The organism is Streptomyces sp. NPDC026500, assembly GCF_055567635.1.
This window is the reverse complement of sequence record NZ_JBVHQB010000015.1, coordinates 221,690-241,018: the sequence shown is the minus strand read 5'-3', so window position 1 is coordinate 241,018 and position 19,329 is coordinate 221,690. Positions and strand designations below refer to the sequence as shown.

Genomic DNA, 19,329 nt, shown 5'->3' with positions numbered 1-19,329 from the left:
GACGGCCCTAGAGCCGCGCCCCCTTCAACGCCATGTGCAGCAGCAGCCGGTCCTCGCCGTCGTCCAGGTCGAGGCCGGTGAGCTGTTCCACGCGGGACAGACGGTAGTAGAGCGTCTGACGGTGGATGCCCAACTCGGCCGCCGTGCGCCCGGCCTGGCCCGCCCGGTCGAGGAACACCTCGGCGGTGCGCGCGAGTTCACGGTGTGCGGGAGCCAACAGGGCCTGTACGACCGGGTCGTGGGCCGCCTCCGGAGGGAGCGCGGTGAGGAGCCGGAAGGGTCCGATGGCCCCCCACTCGGCCACCGGGCCGAGCCGGGGTTCGGCCAGCACCGCACGCGCGGCGGCGGCCGCCTCGTGCCAGGCGGTCCCCAGGTCCCCGAGCCCCACCCGGGCCCCGGCGATCCCGGCAGCCGCCCTCCCGCCGGGGGAAGCGGCTCCCGGGGTGGCGCCGGGGGAAACGGATCCCGAGGCGCCGCGGGGGGAAGCGGCTGCCGCCGTCCCGCCCGAGGCTCCCGAGGTACCGGCACCCCCGGGGGACGCGGACGCCGAAGCGCCGCCCCGCGGGGCCGGCCTCGCGGCACCGCCCGGACGACCGGACCCGGTGGCCCCGGCCTCGCCGCGGCCGCCCGCCGCCTCCCGTACGAACCTGGTGGCCGCCGTCAGCGCCGGGGTCAGGACGTCCGGCGAACGCAGCCGTACCAGCAGGGCCAGGCTCTGGCCGGTGGCGCCCCACGGGATGGTGCACAGCGCGGTCGCCCCCGGCACCGTACGGGCGGAAGGGGCGTCGTCCGGGTCGGCCGAGGGCCACGGTGCCACGCACACCACCGTGTGCAGACCGTCGCCGCGCGGGCCGAGAGCCGTGCGCAGCTCGGCCACCGCCATGTCGCGCTGCCAGCCGCGCTCGGCGGTCAGAACGGCACGGAGCTCGCGGGTGAGATCCGCGCCGGCCTGGGCCTCGTCCGCGAGCAGCGCGCCGATACGGGAGGCCACCTCCATCGCGCCGGCCAGCTGGGCGTCCGTGAGGCCCGGGTCGTCGTCGAGCAGCCAGACATAGCCGAGGACGATGCCCCGGTGGCGCACCGGGAGACAGATCCGCCCGCGGTAGACGCCGGCCTCCGGGGTCGGCGGGATACGGACGGGCCCGGTGGCGCGAGTGATGCCGAAGCCCTCGAACCAGGTGCGGACCGCCGTGGTGGAGCGGCGGGTGAGGATCGAGCGGGTGCGCACGGGGTCGAGGGCGGAGGGATCGAGGTCGCCCTCGCTGTCGTACGCCCCGAAGGCGATCAGCTCGAAATCACGGTTCTCCAGCGTCGCGGGGACGCCGAGGAGCGCCGAGATCTCGTCGACCAGCTCTTGGTAGTCGCCTCTGTATTCACCGCCCACCCCGGCATTCTCGCGCATTTCCGAGGGCTCTTCATACATATGTCTGAGATCCGGGGCAGGGATGCGTGACAGCTGTCGATGGCCCAGGATCGGAGAGATCCCTAGGTTTCACGGTGGTTCTCCGTGCCGTACCCGAATGGTCGGGATTCGGCCTCCTGCTGGCTTCGTTGTGGAGGTGCCCCGTGCTGGGTCCCGTGATTCTCGCCGCCTCGCGCAGCGACAAGATGCGCCGTCTGATCTCGGCCGCCCCGGTGACCAAGCCGGTCGTCGACCGCTTCATCCCCGGTGAGACCGTCGACCAGGTCGTCCCGATCATCAAGGACCTCACGGGCAAGGGCCTGGAAGTCACGATGGACGTGGTCGGCGAGGACATCACGACCCCCGAGCAGTCGTACGCCGCCCGTGACGCGTACCTGGAGCTGATCGGCCGCCTCGAGAAGCTCGGCCTCGGCACCAAGGCCGAGATGTCGATCAAGCTGTCGATGTTCGGGCAGGCACTGGAGGGCGGCCACGAGCTGGCCCTCGCCAACGTCCGCCCGGTCGTCGAGGCCGCTGCCGCCATCGGCACCACCGTCACGCTGGACGCCGAGGACCACACCACCCTCGACTCGATGTTCGCCATCCACGAGGAGCTGCGGAAGGACTTCCCGCAGACCGGCTGTGTGATCCAGGCCTACCTGTTCCGCACCGAGGCGGACGCCCGCCGCCTGGCCGAGAGCGGCAGCCGCGTCCGTCTGGTGAAGGGCGCCTACAAGGAGCCCGCCGAGGTCGCGTACCAGCAGAAGGCCGAGACCGACAAGGCGTACGTCCGCATCCTGAAGATCCTGATGGAGGGTGAGGGGTACCCGATGATCGGGTCCCACGACCCGCGGCTCATCTCGATCGCCCAGGAGCTCGCGCGCACGGCCGGGCGCAAACTGGACGAGTACGAGTTCCAGATGCTCTACGGCATCCGCAGCGACGAGCACGTGCGGCTCGCCGCCGAGGGCCACCGCATGCGCGTCTACACCGCGTACGGCACCGACTGGTACGGCTACTTCATGCGCCGCCTCGCCGAGAAGCCGGCCAACCTCCTCTTCTTCGCCCGCTCGATCCTCACCAAGGGCTGATACGAAGGCGAGCGGTAGCTGTCGGCATCCGGGTTCATCCTGGATGACGGCAGCTACCGCCCGTCGGTCGGCTGAGCCGACCCAGCTCCGGAACAAGGAGTACGGAACTCGTGACTCCGCCCCGTGGGGCTTCTCACTCGCACGCCGCGGCGAGCTCATGAAGGTCAAGCCCTGACCGCCACCAAACATACGTATATGGCTTCGGTTCTCCCGGCTGAAGTCAGAGATTCACTCGGAAGAGGTAGCTCATGGACGCCGTGACCCAGGTCCCCACCCCCGTCAACGAGCCGGTGCACGGCTATGCCCCCGGCTCGCCCGAGCGCGTCCGCCTGGAGGCCAAGCTCAAGGAGCTGGCCGAGAACCCGATCGACCTGCCGATGACCATCGGCGGCGAGAAGCGGATGGGCGGCGGCGACCGTTTCGACGTCGTGCAGCCGCACAACCACAAGGCGCGCATCGGCACCTACGCCAACGCCACGCAGCAGGACGCCCAGGACGCCGTCGACGCGGCCCTCGCCGCCGCTCCCGCCTGGCGCGCGATGGCCTTCGACGACCGCGCCGCGATCATCCTGCGCGCCGCCGAGCTGCTGGCCGGTCCCTGGCGCGAGACGCTGGCCGCCTCCACCATGCTCGGCCAGTCGAAGACCGCCCAGCAGGCCGAGATCGACACCCCCTGCGAGCTCGTCGACTTCTGGCGCTTCAACGTCCACTACGCCCGCCAGATCCTCGCCGAGCAGCCGCCGGCGAACTCCCCGGGTGTGTGGAACCGCATGGACCACCGTCCGCTGGAGGGCTTCGTCTACGCGATCACGCCGTTCAACTTCACGGCGATCGCGGGCAACCTGCCCACCGCTCCGGCGCTCATGGGCAACGTCGTCGTGTGGAAGCCGTCCCCGACGCAGACCCACGCCGCCGTGCTGCTGATGCAGCTCCTGGAGGAGGCGGGCCTGCCCAAGGGCGTCATCAACCTCGTCACCGGTGACGGCATCGAGGTCTCCAAGGTCGCGCTGGAGCACCGCGACCTCGCCAGCATCCACTTCACCGGCTCGACCAAGACCTTCCAGTACCTGTGGAGGACGGTCGGCAACAACATCGAGAAGTACCGCTCCTACCCGCGTCTGGTCGGCGAGACCGGCGGCAAGGACTTCGTGGTCGCCCACCCGTCGGCGGACCGCGCGGTCCTCAAGACCGCCCTGACCCGCGGTTCCTTCGAGTACCAGGGCCAGAAGTGCTCGGCGAGCTCCCGCGCCTACGTCCCGGCCTCCATCTGGAACTCCGGTTTCAAGGAGGAGTTCGCGGCCGAGGTCGACTACCTGACCATGGGTGACGTCACCGACCTGTCGAACTTCATCGGCGCGGTCATCGACGAGCGGTCCTTCGCCAAGAACAAGGCGGCCATCGACCGCGCGAAGGCCGACCCGACCTGCACGATCGTCGCGGGCGGCTCGTACGACGACTCCGTCGGCTACTTCGTGCGCCCGACCGTCGTCGAGTGCTCGGACCCGGAGAACGAGGTCTTCACGACCGAGTACTTCGGTCCCTTCCTCGCCGTGTACGTCTACGAGGACGACAAGTACGACGAGATGCTGACCCAGATGGAGTCGGCGTCCGATTACGCGCTCACCGGCGCGGTCATCTCGGGCGACCGCGCGGCGGCCGCGTACACGATGGAGAAGCTCCGCTACGCGGCGGGCAACTTCTACATCAACGACAAGTCGACCGGCGCCGTCGTCGGCCAGCAGCCCTTCGGCGGCGGCCGTGCCTCCGGCACCAACGACAAGGCCGGCGCCCCGCAGAACCTGATGCGCTGGACGCTGACCCGCGCCATCAAGGAGACGCTGGTTCCGCCGACCGACTACGGCTACCCGCACATGGGCTGACAGCCGAACGCGGCCGCCGGCCCCCGGGCCGGCCGCCCGTCACCCACTCCGCCCCCGCACCACGGTCTCCCCCGTCCGTGGCGCGGGGGCGGTTCCATGTCCACGGCCGCACGGACCGGTGTCCGGCGGAGGCGGTGAGGCGGCGTTGCGGTGATCCACCGTCCCGTGCCGCGGCGGGCGCGGCGCTATCCGGGGAGCTCCGTCCGTTCCCACCACTCGTACACGGGCAGCCTGCCTTCCGGCGAGTCCGCGTGCCGCGGGGTCGCCCTGAAGTGTTCGTATCCGCCGCGCAACTCGATCTTCACGTCCGATCCGGGGGCCGGGACGGGGACGATCCGTTCGGGCAGGTCGTCCGGGCCGCCCTCAAGCAGTGCTCTGGTCGTGTCGCTCATGACGTCACCGTTCCCTGCGCCGGAGCCCGATGTGGCATGCCGCGCGGAGGATCAGTCGTGTGGGTGATCCGCTGCCCGGTCGTCGGCCGTCGGATTCCGGTCGAGGAAGTCCCGGACGAGGACCGCGATCTGCGCCGCGTGCGTCTCCAGGGCGAAGTGCCCCGTGGGGAGCAGATGGATCTCCGCGTTCGGGAGGTCGCGCAGGAAGGCGAGGGCGCCCTCCGGGACGAAGATCTCGTCGTGGCCGCCCCAGACCGCCAGGAGCGGGACCTGGCCGGCGCGGAAGTACTCCTGGAACGCCGGGTAGAGCGCGAAGTTGGAGCCGTAGTCGGAGATCAGGTCGAGCTGGATCTCCGGCTGGCCGGGACGGGCCATCAGGGCCGCGTCGTGCTCGTAGGCGTCCGGGCTCACCAGCGTCGGGTCCGGTACGCCGGTCAGGTACTGCCACCGGATGCCGTCCGGGCTGCTGATCGCCCGGACCGGCGCCTCCGTCCCGGGCGTGCGCTCCGCGATCAGCGCCAGCACAGGCGCCCAGGCGTCGGCGCCCAGCCCCTCCTCGTACGCGTTGCCGTTCTGCGTGATGATCGCGGTCACCCGTTCGGGGTGCGCGAGCGCCAGGCGCAGACCGATCGGGGCGCCGTAGTCCTGGATGTAGAGCGCGTACTCCTTGAGGCCGAGCTGCTCGGTGAACTCCTCGGTGATCTCGGCCAGCCGGTCGAAGGAGTACGGGAAGTCGGCGGCCGCCGGGGCGGCCGAGCGGCCGAAGCCGAGGTGGTCGGGGGCGACCAGGTGGTAGCGGTCGGCGAGCAGCGGCAGCAGGTCCCGGAACATGTGCGAGCTGCTCGGGAAGCCGTGCAGGAGAAGCAGCACGGGCGCGTCCGCGGGGCCCGCCTCGCGGTAGGCGATCCGGTGACCGCGGACGGTGGTGGTGCGGTGGTGGACCTGCCGGCCGTGGTGGACCGGGTGACTGCTCATGATCGGATCCCCTAACCCCTGAAAGCCTCTTTGGTGGTGAGAACAGTTCAGCACGGACATCTCTAACTGGTCAAGTAATTCTGAATGGTTAGGGATTCGGATCTGGGTGCGCCAGGTGTCCACGCGGGCCGGCCGTCGCCTCCCGGGCCGGTGATGTGAGGGGGCTGGGATTCCTGCCTCCCGTGTGAATACTGGCCGGATGGCCACCCGACTGCGGACCGCCCACACGGCGGACCTCGCCCCCGCCGAACTCCGCGCCGCCCGCGCCCTGTTGGAGGACGCCTTCGACGGGGACTTCAGGGACGAGGACTGGGATCACGGACTCGGCGGCCTGCACGTCCTGGTCCACGACGACCGGGGCCTCGCGGCGCACGGCTCGGTGATCCAGCGGCGCGTCCTGTATCGCGGCCGTTCGCTGCGGGTCGGGTACGTGGAGGCTGTCGGCGTACGCGAGGACGTGCGTCGCACGGGGCTCGGCGGGCGGGTGATGGCCGAGCTGGAACGGATCATCGAGAGCGCGTACGGGCTCGGCGCGCTCTCCGCGAGCGAGGACGGGGCCGCCCTGTACGCGGCCCGGGGCTGGCAGCTCTGGCCGGGCCGGGTCTGCGTGCTCGCTCCGGGCGGAGCCGTCCGCCTCCCCGACGAGGAGGGCACCACCTTCGTCCGTCCCGGCACGGCCATGGGTCCCCTCGACCCGGCGTACGAGCTGGTCTTCGACTGGCGGGACGGTGACGTGCTCTGACCGAAGTCCCAGGTCGGAGCGGTGTGACCCAATCCGCCGTCTCAGATAGTAGGAAGTCCGAGTAATTGTGGAGACAGATGCCCGGTCCTCGCCTAGCTTTGTAGGAGCCGAACGTCTCGCTCGACCAAGCGAATGGCGGTCGTGAGCCGGAGCCCCTGGCAGGCAACCCCTGCGGCACCGCTCCCCGCCCCTTCCGGCGTCTCGTAAATCCCTCACCGCACTTCCGGCCGCCCGTGTGGGCCCCGCCGGAGGCAAGGAGTCGATTCATCATGGCCGAGACGACCGTCCGCCGAGTCCGTCACCTCTCTCGCACGAGCAGCGAGTCCGACCGCAAGAACGCCGCCGCCGCGCTCCAGCGCGCCCTCGACCGCAGGGACAACGGCGGAGCGACGGGCCACTGAGGCCCGCCGCCCTCTCGACCGGGAGCCGCACCCGCAGGGGTGCGGCGCGGGGTCATGCCCCGCGTCGCACCTCGGAGTACGTCCTCACGCGCGGGTGCTCAGCTCCCGCGCCGCACCTCGAAGTGGTCGATGCGCTCGCCGCTCTGGGCCAGCGCCGACACCTTGAGCCGGGGTGAGGAACCCGTCTCCGCCTCCACCGAGAGGAAGGAGAAGCCGGTGTACCGCACCCGCGACCACTCCACCGTGTCCGGCTTCTGCTGCTTCGACTTCGTCCAGTGGAAGGTCTCCACGGACTCGCGGCGCGTGACCTTGCCCTCGTAGCTGTCCTTGACCCCCATGGGGAAGCGGTAGAGGCTCTTGCCCGCCCCGCCCGCCGTGACGTACACGATCCCGTCCCGGGTCGGATCGGTCGAGGCGCCCACCGGCACCTGCTTGCCCACCTTGCCGCCCTTGATGGCATCGGTGCGCTCGTACACGTGGTTGTGTCCGTTGATCACCAGGTCCACCTGGTGCTTGGTGAACAGCGGCACCCAGGCGTCGCGCACACCGCCGTCGGAGGCGTGCGTCGACGTCGAGTAGGCGCAGTGGTGGAAGAAGACCACGACGAATCGACCTGTCCGCGCAGCTCCCCGAGCCGCTTGTCGAGCCAGGCCGTCTGCCGGCCGCCCGAGTAGCCCTTGTTGGCGGGGATCTCGTACGACACGTCGTTGGCGTCCAGCGCGACGATGCCGACGTTGCCGTAGACGAACGAGTAGACGCCCGGCGCGTGCCGGCCGTCGAAGCCGTTGCCGGGGAGCGTCCAGCGCGCGGACTGGCCGCCGTAGCCGTTCGGCGAGTACCAGGCCTCCATGTCGTGATTGCCGGTCGTCACCATCCACGGCACCGTCCTCGCCACCGTCTCGGTCTGCTTGAGGAACAGGTCCCAGGCGGCCGGGTCGTAGGTGTCCGAGTCCTGGCCGAGCCCGACCCCGTCCGCGTAGCAGATGTCGCCCGCGTGCAGGTGGAAGGCCGGGCCGCGGCCGAGGAGCACCTTGTCGTTGGCGAGCGCGTCGGGAGTGACGCCCTGGTCCCCGAAGGCGGTGAACACGAACTTCTCGGGGTGGGCGGGCGCCGTGCGGAAGTGGTCGATCGTGGAGTGCCGCTCCTTGCTCGCCGGGTCGAAGCCCTCGTGGCCGACGCCGTAGTAGTACGTCGTCCCGGGGCGCAGCCCGTCGAGTGCCGCGTGCAGGTAGTACTGGTCCAGGGCCGCCCGCTGCCCGGCGAGACCCGGGGTGTGCAGATCGCGGACCTCGGCCTCGATCCTGCGGCTCAGGGCCCAGGGCGTCGGGCCCACCCGGATGTACGGCTTCCTGACCGCGAACGGCACCTGCCAGGAGATCCGCATCTGGGTCCTGGGATCCGCGCCGAAGGCGAGGTGGCGGCCGAACGGCGTGACGGCGGAGCCGGGTACCCGGCCGGTGGCCGGGTGCGGGGACGAGCCGGACATCGCTCGCGAGGGAGTCCTGGTGCCCGAGCCGCAGCCGGCCAGCAGCCCGCCGCCCGCGAACGCGCTCGCCGCCACGAGCGCGCGGCGCCGCGTGAGCCTCGTCCTCAGGTACTCGTACTGCTCCGCCATGCTCATGTCGCGTGCGAGCTCGTGCGGGATGCCGACATCGGGAACGGGGAGTCCGGGGGGAGTCCCCCTGGAGGGAGCGGTCATGACTGGAAAGTTCCCATCGTGCGCCAACGGCGTTCATGCGTACGGGTGAACACCCGTCGAAGGGTAGGCGTGTTCCGACACCGACCTGTCCGTATGGCGGACATCGCGTGTCATCCCATGGGACAAGGAGTACGGTGCCGTCATGTCTCGCAGCATCGATCTCGCAGTGATCCCCGGTGACGGCATCGGCCAGGAAGTCGTGGCCCAGGGGCTCAAAGTCCTCTCCGCCGTCCTTCCGCAGGACGTGAAGCTGGAGACCAAGGAGTTCGACTTCGGCGCCCGGCGCTACCACGCCACCGGTGAGACCCTCACCGACGCCGACCTCGACGCCCTGAAGGGGCACGACGCCATCCTGCTCGGCGCGATCGGTGACCCCTCGGTCCCGTCCGGTGTCCTGGAGCGCGGCTTCCTGCTCAAGCTCCGTTTCGCCTTCGACCACCACGTCAACCTGCGTCCGTCGAAGCTCCTGCCCGGCGTCGAGACCCCGCTCGCCGGTCAGCCCGAGATCGACTTCGTCGTGGTCCGTGAGGGCACCGAGGGTCCGTACACCGGCAACGGCGGCACCATCCGCAAGGGCACCCCGCACGAGGTAGCCACCGAGGTCTCCGTCAACACGGCGTTCGGTGTCGAGCGGGTCGTCCGTGACGCGTTCGCCCGTGCGCAGGCCCGCCCGCGCAAGAAGCTGACGCTGGTCCACAAGAACAACGTGCTGACCTTCGCGGGCCACCTCTGGACCGACGTCTTCAACAAGGTGGCCGAGGAGTTCCCCGAGGTCACCACGGACTACATCCACGTGGACGCGGCGACGATCTTCCTCGTCACGCAGCCCGAGCGCTTCGACGTGATCGTCACCGACAACCTCTTCGGCGACATCATCACCGACCTCGCCGCGGCCGTCTCCGGCGGCATCGGCGTCGCCGCCTCCGGCAACATCAACCCGAGCGGCGAGTTCCCCTCGATGTTCGAGCCCGTGCACGGCTCGGCGCCCGACATCGCGGGCCAGGGCAAGGCCGACCCCAGCGCCACCGTCCTGTCCGTCGCCCTGCTGCTGCGCCACCTCGGCTACGAGGCCGAGGCCGCCCGCATCGAGGACGCCGTCTCCGTCGATCTCGCCGAGCGGGTCGGCAAGCCGGCCCGCAGCACCGAGGAAATCGGCGACGCGCTGGCCGTGCGAGTAGCCGGCTGACCCGCCGCACCGTCTACGTTCCGTAGCAGCCGCCGGGTCGCTTCCGCACCCGGCGGCTTTTGCTGTGCCCTCGCCGGGTGCCACCATCGACCCCTGAGCCATCCCTGGGTCATTCCTGGGCCGCATACACACCGTTTCGTCCACGGTCCTCCGCGCGCGATAATCGAGAGCGGAGCCGCGGAATGAGGGAATGCTCGGACGTCCTAACACTGGCCACTGGCAGTTCGGGCGTGAGCGCGGCCCGTCACATACAACCGGTGAAGGACAAAACCACTCATGACGCAGCCCACGATCGAACTCAAGCCCTCCGCCAGTCCGCTCTCCGCCGCCGAGCGCGAGGCGATTCTGGTCAACCCCGGGTTCGGCCGGCACTTCACCGATCACATGGTGACCATCAAGTGGACCGAGGGCCGCGGCTGGCACGACGGCCAGCTCGTTCCGTACGGACCGCTCTCCCTCGACCCGGCGAACATGACCCTGCACTACGCGCAGGAGATCTTCGAGGGCCTCAAGGCCTACCGCCGGCCCGACGGCTCCGTCGCCACCTTCCGCCCCGACAAGAACGCCAAGCGCTTCCAGTCCTCCGCCCGCCGGCTCGGCATGCCGGAGCTGCCCGTGGAGACCTTCATCGAGGCCTGTGACGCGCTGGTCCGCCAGGACCGCGACTGGGTTCCCGCGCACGGTGGCGAGGAGTCCCTGTACCTGCGCCCCTTCATGATCGCGACCGAGGTCGGCCTCGGTGTGAAGCCCGCCAACGAGTACCTCTTCCTCGTGATCGCCTCGCCCGCCGGCGCCTACTTCGCGGGCGGTGTGAAGCCGGTGTCGATCTGGCTCTCCGAGGACCACGTCCGCGCCGTTCCCGGCGGCATGGGCGACGCGAAGACGGGCGGCAACTACGCCGCCTCGCTGCTCGCCCAGAAGGAGGCCGCCGCCAAGGGCTGCGACCAGGTCTGCTACCTCGACGCGGTCGAGCACAAGTGGATCGAGGAACTCGGCGGCATGAACCTGTACTTCGTGTACGGCGACAAGATCGTCACCCCGTCCCTCACCGGCTCCATCCTGGAGGGCGTCACCCGCGACTCCCTGCTGACCGTCGCCCGTGACCTCGGCTACACCGCCGAGGAGGGCCGCGTCTCCATCGACCAGTGGCAGACCGACGCCGAGAACGGCACCCTCACCGAGGTCTTCGCCTGCGGCACCGCCGCCGTCATCACCCCCGTCGGCACGGTCAAGCGCACCGGCACCGAGTGGCGCCAGTCCGGCGGCGAGCCCGGCAAGGTCACCCTCCGCCTGCGCGAGGCCCTGCTCGACATCCAGCGCGGCATCACCGAGGACAAGCACGGCTGGATGCACCCGCTGGGCTAGGCACCACGTCTCCCCCCGGTCCCCGTTTCCCCAACAGGGTTACGGGGACCGGCTGTTCGTTCGACGCGTAGCGTCCTGGCGACACGGGTATCCACAGATTCCACGGGGGGAGCGTGTCCTCCTGTGTGCCCGCACGGCCACGGAGGGAGCACAGGTGAGCGCAAGGTCGCCGCTGTCACGACCGCGCTGGCTGGTGCGCACCCTGCGCACCCCGCGCCGCCCCCAGAGCCTCACGGTCCTCGGCCTGCTCGCGGCCGTCGCCGCACTGCTGCTCTGGAGCAGCTCGCGGATGGACAACTACGAGGAGAACCTCACCCTCAACCTCGGCACCGACATCGTCGGCGTCGTCGTCACCGTCTTCGTGATCGGCCCGCTGATCAGCCGCGCCCAGGAGGGCCGGGTCCGCGAGCACACCCGGCTGGACTACGAATGGTTCAGCGCCCAGGTCTACGGCTCGACCTCGAACGTCAAGGTCCTCGACACCTTCTCCAGCGTCTTCGGCCCGCAGTTCTCCGAGCGTCTGTTCCGCGGCATCAAGGCGGCCACCGGGCACGGCGCCCGCGTGCAGATCCTGCTGCTGGACCCCGACTCCCTGGCGGTCATCCTGCGCGGCCGTGAACTGGGCGAGCAGAGCGCCGACATCCGCCGCGACATCATGCGCAACCTGCGCACCCTGGACCGGTTCGCGCTCCGGCTCGACGAGGACTGCCGTCAACTCCTCGAAGTACGCCTGTGTTCCACGTCCCCCGGTGTGACCCTCTACCGCTGGGACGACCGCTCCCTGGTCTCCTTCCTCACGGTCGGCCGCCTCTCCGGCGAAGGCGTCCAGCTCGAAGTCGCCGTCCGTTCCCCGCTCGGCACCTTCGTCGAACAGCGCTTCGACGAACTGTGGCAGCAGAGCAAGCCGATGGACCGGTTCACCCATCTGCCGGTGACCCTGATCGACGCGACCGACGGGCGCCGGGAGTTCAGCTGTCGCTTCGTCTACGCGGACGACGCCCTGTACGTCGCCGGGCACGACCTCGTGTCCTACATGGCCCGTCATCGATTGGACCAACTGTCGGCGCACAGCGAGGCCTTGAGCGCCCCCGGAGCGCACGAACTGGTCGTGGTGGACGACGAAAGCCACCTCCATGTGCTGCTCACCCAGCACTTCGCGGAGAAGTACGATGCGCGGGCGACCGCCTTCGTTGAATTGCGGCCAGCGGCTTCGTTCACGGAATAGCGGAATAGAGGCTCCGGCACCAATGAGTTCAGCGCTCCACCCGGCTCCGTACGCGAGCCCCCGATCCTCCGACACGAGCCCCCGCTTCCGTGCCTTCACTCCTCGTGACCTGGACGGCCTGCTCCAGCGCGTGTCGCTGCCGCCCGACGAGCGACTCGCCCTGCGGGCCGTGGCGGCCGTCCTGCCGTTCCGTACGAACTCCTACGTGGTCGACGAGTTGATCGACTGGGCCGCCGTGCCCGACGACCCGATCTTCCGGCTGACGTTCCCGCAGGCCGAGATGTTGCCCGAGCCCGACCTCAAGCAGATGGCGGACCTGCTCGCCCAGGAGGCCCCGAAGGCCGACGTGCTGCGCGCGGCCCACGAGATCCGGATGAAGCTCAACCCGCATCCCTCCGGCCAGCTCGACGCCAACGTCCCCGTGCACGAGGGCCGTCGCCTCCCCGGTCTCCAGCACAAGTACCCGGAAACGGTGCTGATCTTCCCGCGCCAGGGCCAGACCTGCCACGCCTACTGCACGTACTGCTTCCGCTGGCCCCAGTTCGTCGGCGAGTCCGACCTGCGCATCGCCACCGACGACGTCGCCACCACCTCCGCCTATCTGCGCGCCCACCCGGACGTCACCAGCGCGCTCATCACGGGCGGCGACCCGATGGTGATGAGCACCGAGGTGCTGCGCCGGTACGTCGAACCGCTCCTGGAGATCGACACGATCCGCTCGATCCGCATCGGCAGCAAGGCGCTGGCCTTCTGGCCGTACCGCTTCCTCACCGACCGGGACGCCGACGAACTGCTGCGGCTGCTGGAGAAGGTGGTGGCGAGCGGCCGTCACCTCGCGCTGATGGCCCACTTCACGCATCCCCAGGAGCTGCGGCCCCCGGCCGTGCGCGCGGCGATGAGCCGGGTGCGCGACACGGGAGCCGTGATCCGCTGCCAGGGACCGCTGGTCAGGGGAATCAACGACAGCGCCGCGGCGTGGGCCGAGCTGTGGAACGAGACGACCGCGCTGGGCGCGGTGCCCTACTACCAGTTCGTCGAGCGGGACACCGGCCCGCAGGGCTACTTCGGGGTGCCGCTCGCCCGCTGCCACCAGATCTTCCGTGACGCCTACGCCCAGGTGTCCGGCCTCGCGCGGACCGTGCGCGGCCCGGTCATGTCGGCGATGCCGGGCAAGGTCTGCGTGGACGGGACGGCGGAGGTGGCCGGCGAGAAGGTCTTCGTGCTGCACCTCATCCAGGCCCGCGATCCGGACCTGGTGGGGCGGCCGTTCTTCGCGGCGTACGACGAGCGCGCCACCTGGTTCAGCGACCTAAAGCCTGCTTTCGGCGCGAGCCGGTTCCTGCCCGGCCTCGACGCGGTGTGACTCCGGCTTCGGCGAGAGGGCCAGGTAGACGATGCCGCCGACCAGGCCGGAGAGGACGAAGCTGCAGTCCACCCCGCCCGTCAGGGACAGCAGCGGACCCTCGTACGACGGCAGGGACACGGCCAGGAGGCCGACGAAGGCGCCCAGCGCCCAGGCCGCCGTGGCCCGGAGGTTCCAACCGGCCTTGTACCAGTAGACGCCGCCGCGGGAGCGGCGGTTGAAGACCTGGAGGGCGTCGGGGTCGTAGACGCCGCGGCAGCGGACGAAGCCGATCAGCGTGATGACCGCCCACGGGGTGCCGATCGCGGTCAGCAGCAGGACGAAGGACGTCATCGCGGACTGGGCGTTCCAAGCGTAGTGGCCGACGAACACGCAGAGCATGGCGACGACGGCGACCGCGCAGGTGGCGCGGGCGCGCGAGGCGCGGGGCAGGATCGCGTCGAGGTCGAGGCCCATCGAGTAGAGCATCAGACCGGCGTTGCCCACCGAGCCCGCGGAGGCGGCCAGCAGCAGCGGGACCAGGTACCAGCCGGGGGAGGCGGACACCAGCGGGCCCGCGTAGTCGAGGGCCGCGCGGGCCCCGTACGCCGTGAAGGTGCCGAAGAGCTGGGGGACCAGAAGACCGGCGATCAGGCCGAGCCAGGTGCCGTGCAGGACCGTACGGGAGGAGTGGCGCTCGGGGGAGATGTAGCGGGTGTAGTCGCCGAGCAGCGTGATGAACGCGATCGGGCCCGACAGGCCGGCCGCGACCGCCGCGAGCAACCAGGTGGGCCAGAACGAGCCGAGCAGATAGCCGCCGGTCTCCGGGATCGCCGCGGTGGTGAAGTGCGGGGCGTACGCGATCACGCCGACCACCAGCAGGGCCGTCATGCCGATCGCGAGGGCGCGGGACATGGCGAGCAGCACGCGGTAGCCGTAGACGGCGCCCGCGACGGTGGCGGCGGCCAGCAGCGCGTACACGACGGCGTAGGCCAGGCCGTTCGGCTCCAGGCCGAAGAGGCGGCCGAGGACGCCCACCATCACGTCGCCGCCGATCCACACGGTCAGCGCGGTGTAGCCGAGCGCGAGCAGCAGGCCGACGACCGAGCCGACCAGCCGGCCGCGTACGCCGAACTGCGCGCCGGAGGAGGTGGAGAGGTTCGTGCCGGTCCGCAGCGAGACCAGGGCCAGCGGCGCGGTGAGCGCCGTCCCGACGACCGTGCCTGCCACGATCGAGCTCACGGAGGACCACCAGTCGAGCCCGAACGAGGGTGGCAGCCAGCCGAAGATGATCACCCCGAGGCAGAGGTTGGAACCGAGCAGGATCGACACGAGGTCGCGAGGTCCGCTGGTGCGTTCCTCGTCGGGGATGGTGTCGACTCCGCGCTGTTCGATCGGCATGGCTGGTCTCCTTTGACGGCCGCCTGGCGTGGTGCGGGAAGCACCAAGAGTTAGAGCGACGTTCAATGTGGCGTCTCCGATGCTGGTCCGTCAATGTTTCCCTTCCATGAATCCGACGTTTAGAGTGGTGCTCTAACTGGAGGAAGGCGAGGAGGTGTCGTGGCGTGAGACTGACCCCCACGGAACGTGACCGACTGCTGCTGTTCTCGGCCGCCGAGCTGGCCCGCGCCCGGAAGGCGCGGGGACTGCGGCTCAACGTGCCGGAGGCCACCGCGCTGATCGCGGACACGGTCTGCGAGGCCGCCCGCGACGGGAGGCGGCTGGCCGAGGCCATCGAGGCGGCCCGGTCCGTCCTCGGCCCCGACGACGTCCTGCCCGGCGTCGCGGACGTCGTCACCGAGGTGCACGTCGAGGCCGTCTTCGACGACGGCTCCCGGCTCGCGGTCGTCTCGGACCCCATCGGCGGCGGACTCGGCGACCGGGCCCCGGGCGCTCTGCTGCCGGCGCCCGCGCACACCGAGCCCGCGGCGGTCCTGCGGCTGACGGTCACCAACACCGCGAGCGTGCCGGTCTCCGTCACCTCCCACTTCCACTTCTTCGAGGCCAACCCGCGGCTCGCCTTCGACCGGGCGGCCGTCTACGGGATGCGGCTCGCCGTGCCCGCCGGGTCCTCCGTCCGCTTCGGCCCCGGCGAGAGCGCCGAGGTCGGCTTCGTGCCGATCGGCGGCCGGCGGATCGCCATCGGCTTCGCCGGTCTGGTCGACGGCCCGCTGGACGCCCCCGGAGCGAAGGAGGAGGCCTTGCGCAGGGCCGCCGCCTGCGGATACCTCGGAGCCGAAGGGCCCGGCGGACACCCCGGAGCCGAAGGAGCCGGCCGATGAGCATCGATCCCCACGCCTACGCCGCCACCCACGGCCCCCGCGCCGGTGACCGGGTCCGCCTCGGCGACTCGGGGCTGGTCGTCCGCGTCGAGTCCGACTCCCAGCAGCACGGCGACGAGTTCCTCGCCGGATTCGGCAAGACCGCGCGCGACGGACTGCATCTCAAGGCCGCCGCCGTCCGGGACACCTGCGACGTCGTCATCAGCAACGTGGTGGTGATCGACGCCGTCCAGGGCATCCGGAAGGTGTCCATCGGCATCCGTGAGGGCCGGATCTGCTCGATCGGGCGGGCCGGCAACCCCGACACCCTCGACGGCGTCGACGTCGTGGTCGGCACCGGCACGTCCATCGTCTCCGGCGAGGGGCTCATCGCCACCGCCGGAGCCGTCGACACGCACGTCCATCTGCTCTCGCCGCGCATCATGGAGGCCTCGCTCGCCTCCGGCGTCACCACGATCATCGGCCAGGAGTTCGGCCCGGTGTGGGGCGTCGGCGTCAACTCGCCCTGGGCGCTGCGCCATGCCTTCGGCGCCTTCGACGCCTGGCCGGTCAACATCGGCTTCCTGGGCCGGGGTTCGTCCTCCGACAGCGCGCCGCTGATCGAGGCGCTCGCCGAGGGTGGTGCGAGCGGCTTCAAGGTCCACGAGGACATGGGCGCCCACACCCGGGCGCTGGACACGGCCCTGCGGGTCGCCGAGGAGCACGACGTCCAAGTCGCCCTGCACAGCGACGGGTTGAACGAGTGCCTGTCGGTCGAGGACACCCTCGGGGTCCTCGAAGGACGCACCATCCACGCCTTCCACATCGAGGGCTGCGGCGGCGGCCACGTCCCGAACGTACTGAAGATGGCGGGCGTCCCGAACGTCATCGGCTCCTCCACCAACCCGACCCTGCCCTTCGGCCGGGACGCGGTCGCCGAGCACTACGGCATGATCGTCTCCGTCCACGACCTGAAGACCGACCTGCCCGGCGACGCCGCCATGGCGCGCGACCGCATCCGCGCCGGAACCATGGGCGCCGAGGACGTGCTGCACGACCTGGGCGCCATCGGCATCACCTCCTCGGACGCGCAGGGCATGGGCCGCGCCGGCGAGACCGTGCGCCGCACCTTCGCCATGGCCGGGAAGATGAAGGCCCAGTTCGGGGCGCCCGAGGACCACGACAACGAACGCGTCCTGCGCTACATGGCCAAACTGACCATCAACCCGGCCATCGCACACGGCCTCGCCCACGAGGTCGGCTCCATCGAGACCGGCAAACTCGCCGACATCGTGCTGTGGCGGCCCGAGTACTTCGGCGCCAAGCCGCAGCTCGTCCTGAAGTCCGGCTTCCCCGCCTACGGAGTCGTCGGCGACCCCAACGCCGCCACCGACACCTGTGAACCCCTTGTCCTCGGGCCGCAATTCGGGGCACACGGCGCGACCCCCGCCGAGATCTCGGTGGCCTTCGTCGCCCAGGCGGCGCTCGACCAGGGCAACGACACCATGCCGACCCGCCGTCGCCGCGTGGCGGTTCGCGGCACCCGCGGCATCGGTCCCGCCGACCTGCGGCTCAACTCCCGTACCGGATCGGTCGACGTGGACCAGCGCACCGGCCTGGTCACCCTCGACGGCGACCCGCTGCGCTCCGGGCCCGCCGACTCGGTCTCCCTCAACCGTCTGTATTTCCTGTAATCGACACAGCCTTTAAGGATCACCCATGTCTGCTGCAGCCGACGGTTTCCGTATGCCCGCCGAGTGGACCCCGCACGAGCGCACCTGGATGGCGTGGCCGGGCCCCAACCCCACCTTCGACAACCCGGAGGACCTCGCCGAGTCCCGTGCGGCCTGGGCCGCGGTGGCCCGCGCGGTCCGCCGCTTCGAACCGGTCACCGTGGTGTGCGGTCCGGGCCAGTCCGAGGCGGCCGCCGAACTCCTCGGCCCCGGCATCGACACCGTCGAGCGGGAACTCGACGATGCCTGGATGCGCGACATCGGCCCCACCTTCCTCACCGACGGACACGGCGAACTCGCCGCCGTGGACTGGACGTTCAACGGCTGGGGCGCCCAGGCATGGGCCCGCTGGGAGCACGACTCCAAGATCGGCGCCGAGGTCGCGGCCCTGGCGGGGGCGAAGACGTACGCCTCGCGCCTGGTCAACGAGGGCGGCGCGATCCACGTCGACGGCGAGGGCACCGTGCTGCTCACCGAGACCGTGCAGCTCGGCCCGGAGCGCAACCCCGGCTGGACCCGCGAGCAGGTCGAGGCGGAGATCCACGCGCAGCTCGGCACCCGCAAGGCGATCTGGCTGCCGCGCGGCCTGACCGGCGACTACCCCCCGTACGGCTTCGGCACGCTCGGCCACGTCGACATCGTCGCCGCCTTCGCCCGGCCCGGTGTGATCGTCGCGCACTCCCAGCAGGACCCCGCGCACCCCGACCACGAGGTCAGCAAGGAGGTCGTCGGGCTGCTCAAGGCGCAGACCGACGCCCGCGGACGCCGTATCGAGGTCGTCGAGGTCCCGGCCCCGACGGTTCTGGAGGCCGACGGCCACTGGGCCGACTACTCGTACATCAACCACTACCTCTGCAACGACGGCGTCGTCCTGTGCGGCTTCGACGACCCGCGCGACGAGATCGCGGCGGGCATCTTCCGGCGGCTCTTCCCCGAGCGGACCGTGACGCTGGTGGACGCACGTACGATCTTCGCGGGTGGCGGTGGCATTCACTGCATCACCCAGCAGCAGCCGAAGGTCTGAAAACGGGAGTCACGGATGGCCGGTGCGCGGAAGAACGCGCCACCGCGCGAGGAGGTCCTCGCCGTCGCCATGGAGATGATCGCCGAGCGCGGTCTGGAGAAGCTCACCATGGCGGCGCTCGGCCGTGAGGTCGGCATGAGCAGCGGCCATCTGCTCTACTACTTCCGCTCCAAGGACGAGCTGCTGCTGCGCACCCTGGAGTGGAGCGAGGGCCGCCTCGGCGCCGAGCGGGGCCGACTGCTCGCCGCGCGCGGAACCGCCCGTCAGCGCCTGGACGCCTACGTCGACCTGTACGTCCCCGACGGCCACCGCGACCCGCACTGGACGCTCTGGCTGGAGGTCTGGAACCACTCCCAGAACGCGGACGACGACGCCCGCGAACGGCAGGTCGCCATCGAGGGCGCCTGGCACCGGGACCTCGTCGCGCTGCTCGCCGAGGGTGTCTCGCGCGGCGAGTTCCGCGCCGTCGACCCGGACCGCTTCGGCACCCGGCTGCGCGCCCTGCTCGACGGCTTCTCCATCCATGTGGCGATCGGCCTGCGCGGCACCGGCCGTGACCAAGTCCTCTCCCATGTACGGGAGTTCCTCGACGAGTCGCTGGGCTGAACGGC

The 19,329-nt window shown here is 70.6% G+C and carries 16 protein-coding genes and 1 pseudogene; 12 read left to right on the top strand and 5 right to left on the bottom strand.

Annotated elements, in window-relative coordinates; translation table 11 throughout:
• Positions 1–7: 7 nt before the first annotated feature.
• Positions 8–1,402: a PucR family transcriptional regulator gene (locus tag ACZ4N5_RS26675; RefSeq protein ID WP_467759565.1), complete on the bottom strand. Its 1,395-nt coding sequence runs from the start codon at positions 1,400–1,402 to the stop codon at positions 8–10.
• Between the two features lie 164 nt (positions 1,403–1,566).
• Here ACZ4N5_RS26675 and ACZ4N5_RS26670 point away from each other — a divergent pair, with 164 nt between their 5' ends.
• On the top strand, positions 1,567–2,493 hold the full coding sequence (locus tag ACZ4N5_RS26670) for a proline dehydrogenase family protein (RefSeq protein WP_467759564.1): 927 nt from the start codon (positions 1,567–1,569) through the stop codon (positions 2,491–2,493).
• Between the two features lie 248 nt (positions 2,494–2,741).
• Complete coding sequence (gene pruA / locus ACZ4N5_RS26665; RefSeq protein WP_467759563.1) at positions 2,742–4,373, top strand: L-glutamate gamma-semialdehyde dehydrogenase; 1,632 nt, start codon at positions 2,742–2,744, stop codon at positions 4,371–4,373.
• 185 nt (positions 4,374–4,558) lie between these two features.
• Here the strand turns inward: pruA and ACZ4N5_RS26660 are convergent, their stop codons facing one another.
• Both ACZ4N5_RS26660 and ACZ4N5_RS26655 read right to left on the bottom strand, forming a co-directional pair.
• Positions 4,559–4,765: a DUF5988 family protein gene (locus tag ACZ4N5_RS26660; RefSeq protein WP_467759562.1), complete on the bottom strand. Its 207-nt coding sequence runs from the start codon at positions 4,763–4,765 to the stop codon at positions 4,559–4,561.
• A 51-nt stretch (positions 4,766–4,816) separates the two neighbouring features.
• A complete protein-coding gene (locus ACZ4N5_RS26655; RefSeq protein WP_467759561.1) occupies positions 4,817–5,740 on the bottom strand; it encodes an alpha/beta fold hydrolase in 924 nt (307 codons plus the stop codon).
• Positions 5,741–5,939: 199 nt separating this feature from the next.
• On the opposite strand from ACZ4N5_RS26655, the gene ACZ4N5_RS26650 reads away from it, so the two are divergent.
• Both ACZ4N5_RS26650 and ACZ4N5_RS26645 read left to right on the top strand, forming a co-directional pair.
• Positions 5,940–6,482 carry a GNAT family N-acetyltransferase gene (locus ACZ4N5_RS26650; protein ID WP_467759560.1) on the top strand — a complete coding sequence of 181 codons (543 nt, stop codon included), beginning with the start codon at positions 5,940–5,942 and terminating at the stop codon, positions 6,480–6,482.
• Positions 6,483–6,751: 269 nt separating this feature from the next.
• Positions 6,752–6,883, top strand: a complete 132-nt coding sequence (locus ACZ4N5_RS26645; RefSeq protein ID WP_103550476.1) for a hypothetical protein — start codon at positions 6,752–6,754, stop codon at positions 6,881–6,883.
• 98 nt (positions 6,884–6,981) lie between these two features.
• Here the strand turns inward: ACZ4N5_RS26645 and ACZ4N5_RS26640 are convergent.
• Positions 6,982–8,582, bottom strand: a pseudogene (locus tag ACZ4N5_RS26640) (purple acid phosphatase family protein).
• 142 nt (positions 8,583–8,724) lie between these two features.
• Between ACZ4N5_RS26640 and ACZ4N5_RS26635 the strand changes: the two are divergent.
• The 4 genes from ACZ4N5_RS26635 (at position 8,725) to ACZ4N5_RS26620 (ending at position 13,721) form a co-directional block, all read left to right on the top strand.
• Positions 8,725–9,768 (top strand): 3-isopropylmalate dehydrogenase, encoded by a 1,044-nt coding sequence (locus ACZ4N5_RS26635; RefSeq protein ID WP_467759559.1) that lies wholly within the window; start codon positions 8,725–8,727, stop codon positions 9,766–9,768.
• A 276-nt stretch (positions 9,769–10,044) separates the two neighbouring features.
• Positions 10,045–11,133, top strand: coding sequence for a branched-chain amino acid aminotransferase (locus ACZ4N5_RS26630; RefSeq protein WP_467759558.1), 1,089 nt, complete (start codon positions 10,045–10,047; stop codon positions 11,131–11,133).
• 154 nt (positions 11,134–11,287) lie between these two features.
• Entirely contained in the window at positions 11,288–12,358 is a 1,071-nt protein-coding gene (locus ACZ4N5_RS26625; protein WP_467759557.1) for a hypothetical protein, read from the top strand.
• A 22-nt stretch (positions 12,359–12,380) separates the two neighbouring features.
• Entirely contained in the window at positions 12,381–13,721 is a 1,341-nt protein-coding gene (locus ACZ4N5_RS26620) for a KamA family radical SAM protein (protein WP_467759556.1), read from the top strand.
• On the opposite strand, the gene ACZ4N5_RS26615 is transcribed toward ACZ4N5_RS26620, so the two are convergent.
• Complete coding sequence (locus ACZ4N5_RS26615) at positions 13,668–15,101, bottom strand: cytosine permease (protein ID WP_467759555.1); 1,434 nt, start codon at positions 15,099–15,101, stop codon at positions 13,668–13,670. The genes ACZ4N5_RS26620 and ACZ4N5_RS26615 overlap by 54 nt on opposite strands.
• Before the next feature lie 164 nt (positions 15,102–15,265).
• Between ACZ4N5_RS26615 and ureA the strand changes: the two genes are divergently transcribed.
• From ureA to ACZ4N5_RS26595, 4 genes are read left to right on the top strand one after another with little or no spacing between them, the layout of a single operon-like run.
• Positions 15,266–15,982 carry an urease subunit gamma gene (ureA, locus tag ACZ4N5_RS26610; protein WP_467759554.1) on the top strand — a complete coding sequence of 239 codons (717 nt, stop codon included), beginning with the start codon at positions 15,266–15,268 and terminating at the stop codon, positions 15,980–15,982.
• Positions 15,979–17,655, top strand: a complete 1,677-nt coding sequence (locus ACZ4N5_RS26605; RefSeq protein WP_467759553.1) for an urease subunit alpha — start codon at positions 15,979–15,981, stop codon at positions 17,653–17,655. Before ureA ends, ACZ4N5_RS26605 begins: the two co-directional genes overlap by 4 nt.
• A 25-nt stretch (positions 17,656–17,680) precedes the next feature.
• Positions 17,681–18,718, top strand: coding sequence for an agmatine deiminase family protein (locus tag ACZ4N5_RS26600; protein ID WP_467759552.1), 1,038 nt, complete (start codon positions 17,681–17,683; stop codon positions 18,716–18,718).
• A 15-nt stretch (positions 18,719–18,733) separates the two neighbouring features.
• Complete coding sequence (locus ACZ4N5_RS26595) at positions 18,734–19,324, top strand: TetR/AcrR family transcriptional regulator (protein ID WP_467759551.1); 591 nt, start codon at positions 18,734–18,736, stop codon at positions 19,322–19,324.
• The last annotated feature ends 5 nt before the right edge of the window (positions 19,325–19,329 follow it).

Bases quoted from the DNA above. Each gene is read 5' to 3' on its own strand.
- ACZ4N5_RS26675 (WP_467759565.1), bottom strand. From the start codon at position 1,402: ATGCGCGAGAATGCCGGGGTGGGCGGTGAATACAGAGGCGACTACCAA.
- pruA (WP_467759563.1), top strand. From the start codon at position 2,742: ATGGACGCCGTGACCCAGGTCCCCACCCCCGTCAACGAGCCGGTGCAC.
- ACZ4N5_RS26660 (WP_467759562.1), bottom strand. From the start codon at position 4,765: ATGAGCGACACGACCAGAGCACTGCTTGAGGGCGGCCCGGACGACCTG.
- ACZ4N5_RS26655 (WP_467759561.1), bottom strand. From the start codon at position 5,740: ATGAGCAGTCACCCGGTCCACCACGGCCGGCAGGTCCACCACCGCACC.
- ACZ4N5_RS26650 (WP_467759560.1), top strand. From the start codon at position 5,940: ATGGCCACCCGACTGCGGACCGCCCACACGGCGGACCTCGCCCCCGCC.
- ACZ4N5_RS26645 (WP_103550476.1), top strand. From the start codon at position 6,752: ATGGCCGAGACGACCGTCCGCCGAGTCCGTCACCTCTCTCGCACGAGC.
- ACZ4N5_RS26635 (WP_467759559.1), top strand. From the start codon at position 8,725: ATGTCTCGCAGCATCGATCTCGCAGTGATCCCCGGTGACGGCATCGGC.
- ACZ4N5_RS26630 (WP_467759558.1), top strand. From the start codon at position 10,045: ATGACGCAGCCCACGATCGAACTCAAGCCCTCCGCCAGTCCGCTCTCC.
- ACZ4N5_RS26620 (WP_467759556.1), top strand. From the start codon at position 12,381: ATGAGTTCAGCGCTCCACCCGGCTCCGTACGCGAGCCCCCGATCCTCC.
- ACZ4N5_RS26615 (WP_467759555.1), bottom strand. From the start codon at position 15,101: ATGCCGATCGAACAGCGCGGAGTCGACACCATCCCCGACGAGGAACGC.
- ACZ4N5_RS26605 (WP_467759553.1), top strand. From the start codon at position 15,979: ATGAGCATCGATCCCCACGCCTACGCCGCCACCCACGGCCCCCGCGCC.
- ACZ4N5_RS26600 (WP_467759552.1), top strand. From the start codon at position 17,681: ATGTCTGCTGCAGCCGACGGTTTCCGTATGCCCGCCGAGTGGACCCCG.
- ACZ4N5_RS26595 (WP_467759551.1), top strand. From the start codon at position 18,734: ATGGCCGGTGCGCGGAAGAACGCGCCACCGCGCGAGGAGGTCCTCGCC.